The organism is Nostoc sp. C057 (assembly GCF_013393925.1).
Classification (GTDB): domain Bacteria; phylum Cyanobacteriota; class Cyanobacteriia; order Cyanobacteriales; family Nostocaceae; genus Nostoc; species Nostoc muscorum_A.
In genome coordinates, this window is record NZ_CP040281.1 from 2,436,119 (window position 1) to 2,450,316 (window position 14,198).

Here is a 14,198-nt window from a genome sequence, read left to right on the forward strand (position 1 = left end):
AAAAGCGATAGGATTGCAGATATTAATAAAAGTTAAAGTTAATGATTTGAGGAGCAGGTTTTTGTCCTATGGTCAAGCGATCGCTCCAAGCATCACTCATCGGTATTGAACAGGCTAAAAGAGCATTTGCTCTCAAGGGGTGGACTCAAGACAATTTGTCAGCCGAAGTGAACCTCAAGACTAGACAACCGATTTGGCGATTTTTTAGTGGTCGTCCAGTTGAGCGTCATACTTTTATTGAAATTTGTTCTGTATTAGAACTGGATTGGCGGGAGATTGCTAGCAATCCACCGGCAGAATTCATGGAACTAGAAGAATACGGCCGGCCACCTGTGCTGGATATTGATGGCTTGGTGGAAAAAGTGCGATCGCAACGCTTCGACAAAATTCAAGACCAGTGTGGGATTTTGCAGTTATTGGATATCAGCCGTCCCGTTGCGATCGATGACATATATATAGATGTGAATATTTTGGAGGAGATTGCCAGTCAACAGTGGTTAGAAATCACTGCGCTGCAAAACCTAGATCCCAAACAATTTGACCGTTTTGGCTTAGGTGAGGCCGATCAAAACCAGATACCTGGTACACAGGCAGTTGAAACATACTCTAAGCTCAGGGTACTAGGCAAACCTGGGGTAGGTAAAACCACCTTTTTACAATATCTCGCCATTCAATGTAACCAAGGCACATTTGCAGGGAACTTAGTTCCGATCTTCATCACCCTGAGAAATTTTGCTGAAGAATCTAAAGTCACCAACGAGTTCAGCCTATTAAAATACATCCGCCAGGAGTTCCTCACATCTGGAGTTTCCGATTCCTCTGCTATAGAAACTTTACTTAGTGCAGGCAGAGTCTTAATTTTGCTTGACGGTATGGATGAAATTCTTAACCAACAAAGCAATACTGTCTTAAGCGAAATTCGCAGGTTTTCAGAAAAATATCACAAAAATAAGTTTGTGGCAGCCTGTCGAACAGCATCTCAAAAACTCAGACTCCGAGGCTTCACCGATGTTGAGATTGCCCCGTTTACCTCAGAACAAATCATCGCCTTTGCTCAAAAATGGTTTGTGGCCTTTACCAAAACCAACATTCAAGACGGTCAAGCGCTGTCCGTTCAGTTTGTTGAGAAGTTGGACTTAGATGAAAACTGGCAATTTCGCCAACTCGTAGTTACACCCCTATTTCTGCATCTTGCTTGCTGGGTGTTTCACGGCCAAGAAAAATTTCCGACTAAGCGGACTGACTTTTATAAGCAAGGTTTAGACCTTCTATTGGGCAAATGGGATGAAGCCAGAGGTATTGAACGTGATGAAGTTTACCGAGGGTTTTTATTACCACAAAAGCTCAAGTTATTGAGTCAGATTGCAGCAGCGACATTTGAGCAAGGTCAGTACTTTTTTGAGCAACGCATCGTTGAGCAATACATTGGTGACTATATTCAGAATCTGACCAAAGCGCCAATGGATGCCGAAGAACTGCAAATAGAAAGCGAAGCAGCGCTGAAAGCGATCGAGGCTCAACATGGGCTACTAGCAGAACGGGCGCGGGGAATTTTTTCCTTCTCCTATCTGGCGTTTCAAGAATACTTCACAGCAAGAAAAATCGTTGCCAGCCATAATCTAGAGGCATTTGGGGAAGCTTTAGAAGGATTAGTTAGTCACATTACAGACCCGCACTGGCACGAAATTTTCTTGTTAACAGCTACCATGCTCCGAAGTGCAGACTCTCTGGTACAGTTGATGAAGCAACAGATTGATGCACTGGTTGCCCAAGACCCTTATTTACAAGAGTTTTTAGCCTGGGCGAGCCAAAAATCTCGCACTATTCCAAGTCAACCAAAAGAGGCAACAATTCGAGCATTTTACCTTGCCTTGAGTCGGACTCCTCACATAGCTTCTCATTTTGCCCTAGCCAGCAGCCTAGATCAGGGAATGTTTCTGGATACAGCTTTAGATGACCTGCTGGTCGAATGTGCAATTGATGGGAGCCAGGACTTTGCCCACATTCACGCCTGTGGAGATGCTCTCTCAAACATTTTGGGTATAGTTCTGGATGTTGGACTTTATAAATCCCTACAACAACTCTCTGACCAATTGCCAAGTTCTCGTCAAAATCAAGAACGGCTTAGGCTATGGGGGCAGACAAACTATTCAGCCTGGGCTGAACAGTTAAAGATGACGGTCATTAATTATCGCAACATTAACCACCAGTGGCAGTTTAGCATCGAACAACAGCAAGTTTTGCAACGATACTACGATGCCAATAAGTTACTACTCGATTGTCTGCATAGCAATTGCGAAGTGACGGCTGCTATCAGGCAGGAAATTGAAGCCACCTTATTGTTACCTCAAAAGGAACTTGAGGACAGGGAATGGCAATAATACTTTTGGTTAATTATCGAAACAGAATTCAGGAGTCAGGAGCCAGAATTCAGTTGGGTATTCTGTGCGACTGGTGGATAGCGCAGCGTAAAGCCTTCTCTTCTCTTTCAGAGACGCTAACGCGAATGAGAGGCTGCGCCAACGGCATGGCTGTCTTGATTCTGATTCCTGTTAGCGGTAGCGGGGCGTTTAGCCCATTCTCAAGACGGTTCTCACTTCAATGCAATACAGTCTGAACATCACCCCGTATTTGAGTAAAGTAAATACTCTCCTTCTTCTTGCTAAGGAGAGGGATTGGGAGTGAGATTTATTACGTTTTATATCGTAGTTAATCAACTAACTTAGAAAATCAAACAATGCTTTGCGATATTACAAAAGGAAAATTTTTCGGTTTGATTTATAGCAAAAATTCTTCTTTCGATACTTTTCTTTGTTGACTACTCTTATATTGAGCCAAAATCTGCTTGTAGCTGTTTCCAATAGACTTCTTGCAGAAGTCGCGAAAATCTCTCTTGCAATGCCCAATGCCCCATTTTCAATGAATGCACCTTTTGACCTCATACAGTAGAGACGCGAAAAGTAGCATCTCTACTACGGATTTTTCAGTCCACTTTGCACTTAAATCCCTCATCGCAGGTCTTGTTATGAATTTAATCAATGGCTTTTGCTTGGCGGCTGGGATACTCAAGGGTGTAGAAGTACTCGTTGTAGACAACGATCGCGATAGTAGAGATTTGTACGCATTTTTACTCAAAGACCAGAGTGCAAATGTGATTACTGCTGGTTCAGTAAAAGAAGCGTTAGAAATCCTGAGTTGGTTCACACCCAACATTATTGTCTGTGAAATTAGGTTTTTAGGTGAAAGTATTTATACATTGCTAAATACATTGAGTGCTATGGAAGCAGACAATGGAAAGCATATCCCAATTATTGTGACTTCAACATCTACCACAGATACTCATGACCTAATTCCAAATGTGGAGTTTGAAGAATATTTACTTAAACCATTCGACCTTGACAAATTTGTTTCTATGATTAGAAATCAAGTACAGGAAGATGTGTCACAAAACTTTTGCCCCGATGTATTAGTTTTACACTAGTACACTGTAGCGGAAGCGTATTGCCCGATTACTAAGCACTTCTCAAAGCCACAATTGGGTCGAGTTTAGCAGCGCGACGGGCGGGAACAACACCAAAAAATAAACCAATACCACCAGAGACACCAACTGCCATAGTAATTGCTACAGGCGAAAGACTTGCTTCTAAGGGAGTCAAGGCTCCCACTAATAGAATGCCACTGATGCCAACCGCAGTCCCAACTAAACCACCAGCTGCGGAAACTATTACTGCCTCAATGATGAACTGTAGCAAAATATCTTGCTCAGTTGCCCCGATCGCTTTTCTCAATCCGATTTCTTGGGTGCGTTCGGTGACGGAAACCAGCATAATATTCATAATCCCTATGCCGCCGACAAACAATGATATCCCTGCGATCGCTGCTAGCATAATTGTCAATGCACCTGTGATTTGACCGACAGTTTGCAAAGCATCCTTTTGAGAGCGGATAGTAAAGTCATCTTCACCATTAATTTTGTGCCGCAGACGCAGCAAATTAGCAATTTGAAATTCTGCTGCATCCACGCTCTCTGAATCACGAGCGGCAGCAACGAGATAATCTAAAGCAATACCATAAGGAGAATTCTTTCCCACAAGTCGGTTTGCTGAGGTTGTGATTGGTATGAGCGCTGCATCATCATAATCTGCTCCCACGCTGGAACCTTTGGCTATTAATATCCCAATCACTTGAAAGCTAGTATTTCCGATTCGCAATTGCTGACCAATAGCGTTACTATTACCGAATAGTTTTTCTGCCAAGTCTCCACCTAAGACAACGACTTGGTTATTTCGCTTGATGTCTACCTCACTAAAAAATCTGCCTTTAGCAGTTTCAAAATCCCGCACTAATAAAAAGCTGGGAGTTGTACCAATGATGTTGACATCAGTGTTTCGGTTGCTATATGTAACTACCTGTCTCCTGTTTAACTCTGGCGCAACTCCTACTACTGTTGGTACTTGAGAAGCGATCGCATCGGCATCTTGTAACACCAGAGTTTTTGGCACTTCAAAGGAGATACGCTGAGTTTCTTGATTACCTGGCAGTATAAACAGCACATTTGGCCCTAATGACTCTAGCTGTTTATTCACGTACTTTTGCCCACCTTCGCCAATACCAATCATGGCAATTACTGAGGCATTACCAATAACGATACCCAACATCGTCAGGGCACTACGCAGCTTATTTGACAGCAGGGTTTTACCCGCCATTTGGACACTTTCTAAAAAATTCATGTCTTAATAATTACGAATTACTCTTTTCTTTCGCCTTCTCGATTTTGTAGTCTTTGGGTGGATTAACAAAAACGCGATCGCCTTCTTTAACTCCCCCTAATATCTGAGTTTGGTCTTGAATCTGTGCCCCAACTGTAATTTCGCGGAACTGGGGTTTATTCTTTGCATCTGGTACAAGTACGCCAGTTTGACCCTTTTCAGTGACAATTGACACCGTTGGTAGCACTAAGGCATTATTGACGCGATCGCCTAAAAAAGTCAGATCCACATTTAAGCCAGAACGCAGTTTATCTGTACCAGTATCCAAAGCAACCCGCACCTGGAAGGATGTCACACCTTGTTCCACCACTGCTTCTGGAGCAATTAGGCGCACATGACCTTTAAAAACTTGATCAGGATAAGCATCAGCGACAATTTCCACCTGCTGTCCCGGTTTAATTCTGCCAATATCGGCTTCAGGAACTTGAGCTAATATTTCTAACCCACGTGCTACGGCGACAATTGAACTAGAAGTTGCCGATGCGCTAGTAGAAGCAGAAGTGGTGGGTGTCACAAACGCGCCCGGTTCGGCATACTTTTGGGTAACAATTCCCGAAAGCGGAGCGCGAATAATTGTATCTTCCAACTGCACTTGCACACCCTTCAATTGAGCTTCAGCACTGGCTACAGCCGCTTGGCGCTGGACAATTTCCTCAGAACGAGTACCATCTTGTAACAGTACCAATGCTGCCCGTGTTTCGTTAACAGCCGCTTGGCGTTGGTCGATTTCCTCAGTCCGACTACCACTTTGGACTAACGACAATCTTTTTTTAGCTTCTTCTAAATTCGCTCTAGCACTTTTGTCTTCGCTGAGAGCTTGATCGAATAATTGTTTTTTCTCTGCTCCCTCTTTATATAGGTATTGATAACGCTTTACCTGTTCATTGGTGTAATTCACCTTTGCTTGAGCCGCATCCACTTGGGATTGAGATTGAGCAATCTCTTGGGGACGATTACCAGCCCTAGCTTGGGCTAACTGGGCTTGAGCTTGTGCTAACCGCGCTTTTGCTTGAGCGATTTCTTGAGGACGACTACCAGCAAGGGCTTCGGCTAATTGCGCTTGACTTTGGGCTAAGTTAGCACGATACTGACTCCTTTGAGCCTCAATACCTGCACTATCCATGCGGGCAAGGATTTGCCCTTGTTGAATGCGATCGCCTTGTTGTACATATAATTGCGATAGCACTCCGGGGTTTTTCGGACTAATATTTACGCTCTGAATCGGTACGACTTTACCGCTAGCTGTAATTCTCAATGTGACGTTTTTCGCCGCCACTGGCACAGTTAATTGAGCAATATCTTCTTTTTTCCCTTGATTCATCAGGGTGTAGGTTGTGATAGTACCAACAACCAAAACACCCCCTGTTATCAGCCCCATCAACCAGCGAAATGGATACTTAACTTTGCCAATAACAGGAATTTCTATGTGCGTAGCCATATCTAAAAGCCTAATTAATCTTGCTTTATGGGAGTAGCCTGTAGTTAAAGGGCGAGTACAGGAATGGGTAATTGTTAAAATTTTTCGATTAAATCTTTATTAATAAGCTAACAACTAGACGCATAATTAGCTTTATAGTTGCTTAATATTACTTCATGATAGGTGTTACATCTCTGTATGCCTTCACCTGAATGGGTGACTTTATACCATTTCTGTTTAAAATAGGTGGGGTGAAGGCTTTGCGTAACCCAACATATATAAGAATAGCGATCGCAACCAACTGCCACTACAAACGGAAATGAGTTGAGCGAACAACATCCTGATGTCAAATAATTATGAGAAATAAACGCAGTTAATGCCAAGTTATAGGACGTTTGCCTTTGCTACGCTTACCTTTTATCAAGTTAAAGTGGCATCAGGTGTGTTGGAGATAAATATTCCTAAATGTATGTTACAACTTCTTACGTTTTGGTACTAAAAAGCTAAAAAAATTTAACTATTGTACTCATGTAGCATTAATTTTAATGCTTGTTAGGAGTATGAGTATGACTGCTAGTACCCTGCTGGAAGAAATAGAAAAGTATCTACCTATTGTGGGAGATATAAATATTAAGAGTCCATTTGCATATCAAGTAACTCGTGGGGCGGTTGAGGTAGTTAACACAGTCCAGATGGCAGTAGCAGAAGCTTATATCAACGGATTAGAAGTTCCTGATTCCGTTCTAGAATCGCTTTTCGATACCTGTATGCCAATTTTCTTTCAATATTTCCCATCCCTACTAGCACCGTATGAATGGGTATTAAAAGAAACTGATCATCTTGCCGAAGGATCGCGGGAATTAATGAAAATTCAGTACGACTTGCCTCAAGCCATGCTGAATACTATGTTGGGGGACGGGAAACTCATTTATCCTAAGTACAGCATGGGATTGTGGGAAAAAGGAGCATTAAACCTTGAGCAATCCCAGATGCAGATGATTGATGATGTGATTGAAAAACTAGACATCAAGGATGGAGACAATATCTTAGACTTTGGATGTGGGTGGGGATGTGTTCCTAATTACATTCTTTCTAAGTTCCCCAATGTCAGATTTACGGGTCTTAATTTGAGCCACGAGCAATGCGAATATATGCGCCGCAAAATGCAAGATCCTGAGAGTTATCTCAGTTCAGATCGGTTTACCCTATATGAAGGTGATTTGAATAATGCAAATTTCGAGACGAAGTTTGATAAAATTCTCTCGATTGGGGTTTTTTGTCATGTTGGTAACTTAACAGTAGCTTTTAAAAAATTAGCTTCGTTTTTGAAGGATGATGGCAAAGTTTTCATTCACATTATCACAGTCCGCATCCCTAACAATATGTCTAGCGTTTACACCCACAAATATATTTTTCCACACGGTCGGTACTGGAATTACGATGCAGTTCCAAGCCATAAAGAAGACTTGAAAACAATTCAAAAATGGTATCTCAATGGCTCTAATTACTCTAAAACACTAGCTAACTGGTTACAAAATTTTGACGACAATCAGGCAACAATAAAAACATTAAACTATGGCATAGACTATGCCAAGTTTCGCCGGATATGGAGGTTTTATTTGATATGGTTTATTCGTAATTTTGCTAGTTGTGATGGAGAATATAATGGTAATGGTCAATTTTTAATGGTTCATGCTTAACCGGACAAAGCTAGTGTTTTCCCTCATCGGGGATGAACATCCTGCCTTTCCTTATTTAACTAGCTGAAGATGCTTTCTTCACAAAAACATCTTCAGCCAGTTAAATCCTTAGATTCTTGACTGAGACGGCAAGGAACAGACTTTTCACAGCATCTGGAAAACCTCTCTCTAAATCTCTCTCCTAAAAGGAGAGAGACTTTGAATTTTCCCCCTTCCCGCATCGGGAAGGGGGTTAGGAGGTTAGGTTTTTAGTGGACTTTTTTCCTGAGCCATCTGTCAACCAAAATATCAGACGGATGTCTTTTCTTTTGCCTTGAACACTGAGTTTTGAAAGTTGCGGTTTCTGGCGCGAACAATAAGTTCTGGTTCAGAAGGCACTCTAATCTTTGACGCTAGCTTCAGGAACTCAAGGATTTTAATGAACCAAAATGTTGGGTCTGGAAGATAGACAACCTGGCCTCCTCGCACGGTTATGCCATGCCGGGCTGACCACTGGAATGCGTGATGAAGATTATGCCAGCCTTCACCCAAGGTTAGAAATGCTACGAGCCAATGATTCCGACTGTGATCATTGGTTATGAACGGTTGCTCGCCCAGGATGTGGCTGAGTGAATTGACGGTGGCGACACAGTGGAAGAGGACAGTCGTGCTGAGGAAAAAAGCGCCGAGATATTCAACTCCACCAATGTAGTATGAGAGCGCAGCAAGAGCAACGGTGGGAATGAAGTGCAAACGGTCAATAATCTTTAAAACCACATTACTCTCAACATCGCTGGGAAGGTTGGAGGGGAAAAACTGTGGGGAGAATAGCCATCCAGCTTGAGACCACCAGAATCCTTTGATAGCCTTGAAAGGCATATAGGGAGAATGAGGATCTTTTTCCTGATCTGAGTATTGATGATGCTCGATATGGTGAGCTTTCCACCAACTTGGCCCCATCTGTCCGGCTGAAGCAGCCACTATACTTCCAACGCATAGAACTGAGGTTGGAGCCTGGTAGCTCTTGTGGGTGAGTAGCCTATGATAGATGCCAGTAGTTGCAAGCATTCGTATTACATATAACAACACGGCCCACAAAACAGCACCCCACGATAAGCCAGTAACAATAATCAGTAATGATCCTAAATGACTCACCACGATCAAAGTAGGGCCTAATATGTAAGAAATAATCGTGAGATGAGAGTACTGCTTCATTAGTCTTCTAACGTCCTTAAGCTTCAAAATAAAAATGCACCACATCTTCGCCGCAGTAAAGCTTGCGGACAGCACGCCCACCCTTGTCAGCGTTAGTACATACACGCATATCTTGGCACAATTCGCTTGGAATATAAAAAGCAGTTTCAAACACAAGCGATGGCAAAAAACCAGTAAACCTTGATTTCTCACTTGTGAGCGGTTGAGGAGTGTGGGAGGATGGGGAAGAAATCTGACCCCGCACACTCCCCACACTCCCCACGCTCCCCACACTCCCCACGCTCCCCACACTCCTCTGCCTACAGTATCGTGAGAAATCCGGGTAAAGAGTTTCTATAGCAATCGGATTTGAGTTAAAATCTTTAATCCCGTAACAGCGAGTTGCACTGGAAAATGTCAAAATTAAATGAGTTTTGCGTAGGCGCATTCGCGCAGCGTCTCCAAAGAGTTGCGACTTTTCACCAGACATCGCCACTTTATTAGCGCAGATTTGAGATAACTTAGTTGAAATTTATGGGCAAGCAACGTGTTCTTTCTGGAGTTCAACCAACAGGCAATTACCATCTAGGTAACTACTTAGGAGCCATTCGCAACTGGGTAGAAGGTCAGAGTGAATACGAAAATTACCTCTTTGTAGCCGATTTGCACGCGATCACAGTACCACACGACCCGAAACAGTTGGCAGCTGATACCTACACTCTTGCTGCTCTGTATCTAGCTTGTGGTCTTGATTTAAATCACTCCACCATCTTTGTACAATCTCACGTTTCAGCCCACAGTGAACTCACCTGGTTGCTCAACTGCATTACACCGCTAAACTGGCTGCAAGACATGATCCAGTTTAAGGAAAAAGCTGTTAAACAGGGAGAAAATGTGAGTGCAGGTTTGTTGGATTACCCAGTCTTGATGGCGGCTGATATTTTGCTTTACCAAGCGGATAAAGTACCAGTGGGTGAAGACCAAAAGCAACACTTGGAATTGACAAGGGATATTGCAGCTAGGTTAAATCACCAATTTGGTAAACCAGATCAGCCAGTTCTAAAGTTACCAGACCCTTTGATTCGTAAGGAAGGGGCAAGGGTGATGAGTTTAGCCGATGGTACACGCAAAATGTCGAAGTCCGATCCTTCGGAGTTAAGCCGAATCAGTTTGCTAGATTCACCCGAACAGGTTCAATACAAGATTAAGCGTTGTAAAACCGATCCGATTCGTGGGCTGACTTTCGACGATCCAGCGCGTCCAGAGTGTAATAATTTGTTGACGCTGTATACATTGCTGTCTGGGAAGAGAAAGGAAGATGTAGCAGTTGAGTGCCAGGATATGGGCTGGGGACAATTCAAGCCATTGTTGACAGACACAATTATTGAGTCGCTGAAACCAATTCAAGAAAAATATCAGGCGGTAACGGCAGATAAAAGTTATTTGGAGTCTGTGTTACGGGATGGAGGGGAAAAAGCTAGAGCGATCGCAAATCAAACTTTATCACAAGTAAAAGCTGCTTTAGGCTACTCGCTTCCTCTTTAAGCTTTCGCTTTTAGGTGTGATTTGCTATACCATTTAAGAAATTGAAATTCTTAATTTTATGTATCACACCCATAGCCACACAGCCTTTCGCAGAGCTGTACAAGCAGGTGAATTTCTAGTTACCGCCGAGGTAGCACCCCCGAAAGGGGGAAATCCAGCGCACATGATTCAAATGGCGGCGACTCTTAAGGGAAGGGTTCATGCTGTCAATGTTACTGATGGTAGCCGCGCAGTGTTACGGATGTCTTCGTTAATCGCGTCGGTGATTTTGTCACAAAATGGTGTAGAGCCAATTTGTCAAGTTGCTTGCCGCGATCGCAACCGCATTGCTTTACAAGCTGATTTAATGGGCGCTCATGCTTTAGGTATCCGTAATATTTTAGCTTTGACTGGCGACCCAGTAAAAGCAGGCGATCATCCAGATGCTAAAGCAGTGTTTGACTTAGAAGCGGTGCGACTGCTGCAACTAATTCGAAAGATGAATCAAGGCGTTGATTACAACGAAAAACCTTTGACTGATGGAGCGCTAGATTTATTTGTTGGTGCAGCAGTAGATCCGCAATGTAAAAGTTGGTCGGGTTTACAAAGTCGATTTGAACGAAAAATCGAAGCCGGAGCGCAATTTTTTCAAAGTCAGTTGATTACCGATTTTGAATGCCTAGAAAAGTTTATGGATACCATTGCCTCTGGCTATAAAAAACCGATTTTGGCAGGAATTTTTCTGTTGAAATCGGCAAAAAATGCCCAGTTTATTAATAGATGTGTTCCGGGTGTCAATATTCCCCAACATATTATTGATAGATTGGCAAAAGCCAAAGAGCCTTTTGAGGAAGGGATAAAAATTGCCGCAGAACAAGTGCAGATAGCACGGCAATTGTGTCAAGGTGTCCATCTGATGGCAGTAAAGCGGGAAGATGCGATCGCACCAATTTTGGATTTGGCTGGGATTTCTCCAGTTAATCAGTTGGTATCTAAGTAAATGAGATAATGGATTTTTTTATTAAAGCAGATGATTGTGACTATCTGCTTTTTTTGATGCGTAATCAGACGTGCATACACGATTTTTGATAAACTTTGAATATCCAATTTCCGCTTGACTAAATCCAAGTGCAAACTGACAAAATATTTTATAGCTTATTTCAATCTTTCCCTAGCATATTTTTTGCAATAATTGGCGATAATACTGTCAACGTCAACGCATATCAATTTGTTTCAGTCGAACTAAAAGAAACGGCTTTTAGGATTGATGGGGTATTCATGCCCACAAGTGAAACCACAAATCAACCACTCTATTTTGTTGAAGTCCAGTTTCAATTATACCCGACTTTTTATAGACGCTTCTTTGCCGAAATCTTTCTTTATTTGCGTCAAAACGAATCAGTCAATTTTTGGCGTGCTGTCGTCATCTATCCACAACGAAGTTTAGATCCAAGCGATCAACTACCGTATCAATCGCTGCTAAACAGTTCACAAGTGCAACGCATTTATCTAGATGAATTGGATACGGCGGAGAACTCACTTCAAGTTGCGATCGTTAAATTAATCATCGAAAGGGAAGAGACAGCCGTTGACAAAGGTAGAGAATTAATTTTACAAGCAAGGCAACAGCTAGCGGATGAAGCAACCAGGAAGCAAATTGTAGAATTGATAGAGACTATCCTGTTGTACAAATTTACCCGGTTAAGCCGAGAGGAGTTAGCAGAAATGTTGGGTATAGACGACGAATTCAAAAAAACAAGGATGTATCAATCTATCAAGCAAGATGGCTTGGAGGAAGGTAGACAAGAAGGTAGACAGGAAGGTAGACAGGAAGGTAGACAGGAAGGTAAACAGGAAGCTAAGTTAGAAGCTATTCCCCGGTTATTGGCATTGGGGTTGAGTGTGGAACAAGTGGCGGTGGCTCTCGATTTAACGGTGGCGCAAGTACAGCAAGTAGCCCAGAATCAGTCTGGCTGATAGTGGGCGATTGTCTGAGTATTGCGCTTTATCTCTGGAAACACCGTGCTATATATTTCTTAAGCAAAGTGTGCAAGATATCAGTTAAAAAACTGGGTTACATCTTACCGTGTTGCAGCACTTGTTGTAGATGTTGGCGAATCTCTTGTGCGTGTTCAATATCAGATTGGCGCAATTTTTGGAACAACTCTACACAAGGCTGAGAACCTACTTGCTCTGCATCTTTGATGTAGGCATCGTAGGCTTTAACGGCTTCAGCTTTGTTGTGCAAAACGGTGACAAAATCATACTCCAAGTCGCTAATCGCTGTTTGAGACTGTCCGTTAGGGGCTTGCAAGAAAATAAAATACCAGTCATTCTAGAAGAATAGGAGGCGCGGATCTGCCCGCGTTTGCTCTGAATTTCTAGAATTGGAATCACAGGGTTCATGCTTACCGACACCATAAAATCTACCTTCAAAGATGCAGCCAAGAAACTAACTGGCAGCTGTAAAAGAGACTTCATGGCAAAAGTTACTGAAGATTACTTCGATAGTTCAGCACGCATTGCAGAAACAGTTTTAGGATGGAATCGCTCCTGTGTACAACTTGGCTTGCATGAACGGCGGACAGGGATAGTCTGTGTGGATAACTATCATGCAAGGGGACGACATAATAGTGTTGAGATTCTGCCCAATTTAGAAGCAGATATTTGTTCTTTGGTAGATGCTCAAGCCCAAGCTCCAAAATTTCAATCGACCTTTCTATATGCTCGTATCAGTGCCAGAGCGGTACGAGAAGCATTAATCAGTGAAATAGGTTATGACCACAGTCAATTGCCGTCTCGTCAAACTCTGGGGAAGATTCTTAATAGCTTGGGGTATCGCCTAAAAAAACACAAAAAACAAAGCCCTTGAAAAAGATTCCGCAAACAGATGCCATTTTCGACAATGTGTTTCAGGAAAATCAGGCATCGGATGAGAATCCCAAATCGTTGCGAGTCTCTATCGATACTAAAGCCAAGGTGAAGATTGGCAATCTTTCCAGAGGTGGTAAAGCTCGGACACTGGAAGCAAAAGCTGCGGATGACCACGATACACAGTGGGAGGCAGTCTTAGTTCCTTTTGGCATTCTCAACACACACAGTGAAAAGCTTACGATTTACTTAGGTCAGTCGGCTGAAACCAGTGATTTTATTGTCGATTGTTTAACTGCTTGGTGGTATGAGAATCAACACGATTACCAAGATTATGATGAATGGGTAATTGACCTTGATGGTGGTGCAGCAACTCGCAGTAACCGCACACAGTTTATCAAACGTATGGTTGAACTGTCTCAAGCAATTAATTTAAGAATCCGACTGATTTACTATCCTCCGTACCATAGCAAGTACAATCCCATAGAGAGGTGTTGGGCAGCCCTAGAGAACTATTGGAATGGCGCAATTCTGGATTCGATTGAAGTTGCCATCAAGTGGGCTTCCAATATGACTTGGAAAGGGATTGCACCCATTGTTCACCGTGTTGAAGCAACCTATGAAAAAGGAATCAAGGTTCTCTCACAAGAGTTAGAACACTACCAAACCTTCTGGCAACCTTCCGAAACTCTACCTAAATGGGATATCACAATTTTCCCCGTTTAATTGGTATCTTATTTTCTT

General features: G+C 42.7%; 14 protein-coding genes. 9 read left to right on the forward strand and 5 right to left on the reverse strand.

Annotated features, from left to right (window positions below; all coding sequences use genetic code 11):
- The first annotated feature begins 68 nt into the window (after window positions 1–68).
- The 3 genes from FD724_RS10715 to FD724_RS10725 all read left to right on the forward strand — a co-directional run bounded on the left by FD724_RS10715 (window position 69) and on the right by FD724_RS10725 (window position 3,481).
- A complete protein-coding gene (locus tag FD724_RS10715; protein WP_179072612.1) occupies window positions 69–2,381 on the forward strand; it encodes an NACHT domain-containing NTPase in 2,313 nt (770 codons plus the stop codon).
- Complete coding sequence (locus FD724_RS10720; protein WP_179072613.1) at window positions 2,372–2,617, forward strand: hypothetical protein; 246 nt, start codon at window positions 2,372–2,374, stop codon at window positions 2,615–2,617. Before FD724_RS10715 ends, FD724_RS10720 begins: the two co-directional genes overlap by 10 nt.
- Window positions 2,618–3,025: 408 nt before the next feature.
- Window positions 3,026–3,481, forward strand: coding sequence for a two-component system response regulator (locus tag FD724_RS10725; protein WP_179072614.1), 456 nt, complete (start codon window positions 3,026–3,028; stop codon window positions 3,479–3,481).
- A gap of 31 nt (window positions 3,482–3,512) precedes the next feature.
- Here the strand turns inward: FD724_RS10725 and FD724_RS10730 are convergent, their stop codons facing one another.
- Both FD724_RS10730 and FD724_RS10735 read right to left on the reverse strand, forming a co-directional pair.
- Complete coding sequence (locus tag FD724_RS10730) at window positions 3,513–4,730, reverse strand: ABC transporter permease (protein ID WP_179072615.1); 1,218 nt, start codon at window positions 4,728–4,730, stop codon at window positions 3,513–3,515.
- A 10-nt stretch (window positions 4,731–4,740) separates the two neighbouring features.
- Complete coding sequence (locus tag FD724_RS10735) at window positions 4,741–6,207, reverse strand: efflux RND transporter periplasmic adaptor subunit (protein ID WP_179072616.1); 1,467 nt, start codon at window positions 6,205–6,207, stop codon at window positions 4,741–4,743.
- Between the two features lie 545 nt (window positions 6,208–6,752).
- Here FD724_RS10735 and FD724_RS10740 point away from each other — a divergent pair.
- Window positions 6,753–7,886 carry a cyclopropane-fatty-acyl-phospholipid synthase family protein gene (locus FD724_RS10740; RefSeq protein WP_179072617.1) on the forward strand — a complete coding sequence of 378 codons (1,134 nt, stop codon included), beginning with the start codon at window positions 6,753–6,755 and terminating at the stop codon, window positions 7,884–7,886.
- A 288-nt stretch (window positions 7,887–8,174) separates the two neighbouring features.
- Here the strand turns inward: FD724_RS10740 and FD724_RS10745 are convergent, their stop codons facing one another.
- Window positions 8,175–9,125 (reverse strand): acyl-CoA desaturase, encoded by a 951-nt coding sequence (locus FD724_RS10745; RefSeq protein ID WP_306297095.1) that lies wholly within the window; start codon window positions 9,123–9,125, stop codon window positions 8,175–8,177.
- Entirely contained in the window at window positions 9,097–9,549 is a 453-nt protein-coding gene (locus FD724_RS10750) for a hypothetical protein (RefSeq protein ID WP_179072619.1), read from the reverse strand. The genes FD724_RS10745 and FD724_RS10750 overlap by 29 nt, the downstream gene beginning before the upstream one ends.
- A 44-nt stretch (window positions 9,550–9,593) precedes the next feature.
- Here FD724_RS10750 and trpS point away from each other — a divergent pair, with 44 nt between their 5' ends.
- The 3 genes from trpS (at window position 9,594) to FD724_RS10765 (ending at window position 12,560) form a co-directional block, all read left to right on the forward strand.
- Window positions 9,594–10,604 (forward strand): tryptophan--tRNA ligase, encoded by a 1,011-nt coding sequence (gene trpS / locus FD724_RS10755; RefSeq protein ID WP_179072620.1) that lies wholly within the window; start codon window positions 9,594–9,596, stop codon window positions 10,602–10,604.
- 58 nt (window positions 10,605–10,662) lie between these two features.
- Window positions 10,663–11,583, forward strand: coding sequence for a methylenetetrahydrofolate reductase (locus tag FD724_RS10760; RefSeq protein WP_179072621.1), 921 nt, complete (start codon window positions 10,663–10,665; stop codon window positions 11,581–11,583).
- A gap of 128 nt (window positions 11,584–11,711) precedes the next feature.
- Window positions 11,712–12,560 (forward strand): Rpn family recombination-promoting nuclease/putative transposase, encoded by an 849-nt coding sequence (locus FD724_RS10765; RefSeq protein WP_179072622.1) that lies wholly within the window; start codon window positions 11,712–11,714, stop codon window positions 12,558–12,560.
- A 97-nt stretch (window positions 12,561–12,657) separates the two neighbouring features.
- Here the strand turns inward: FD724_RS10765 and FD724_RS10770 are convergent, their stop codons facing one another.
- Window positions 12,658–12,897: a hypothetical protein gene (locus tag FD724_RS10770; RefSeq protein WP_179072623.1), complete on the reverse strand. Its 240-nt coding sequence runs from the start codon at window positions 12,895–12,897 to the stop codon at window positions 12,658–12,660.
- 90 nt (window positions 12,898–12,987) lie between these two features.
- On the opposite strand from FD724_RS10770, the gene FD724_RS10775 reads away from it, so the two are divergent.
- Window positions 12,988–13,455: a hypothetical protein gene (locus tag FD724_RS10775; protein ID WP_179071339.1), complete on the forward strand. Its 468-nt coding sequence runs from the start codon at window positions 12,988–12,990 to the stop codon at window positions 13,453–13,455.
- The gene (locus FD724_RS10780) at window positions 13,452–14,180 is read left to right on the forward strand and encodes a transposase (protein ID WP_179071338.1); all 729 of its coding nucleotides are present in this window, start codon (window positions 13,452–13,454) and stop codon (window positions 14,178–14,180) included. The genes FD724_RS10775 and FD724_RS10780 overlap by 4 nt, the downstream gene beginning before the upstream one ends.
- Window positions 14,181–14,198: the final 18 nt, after the last annotated feature.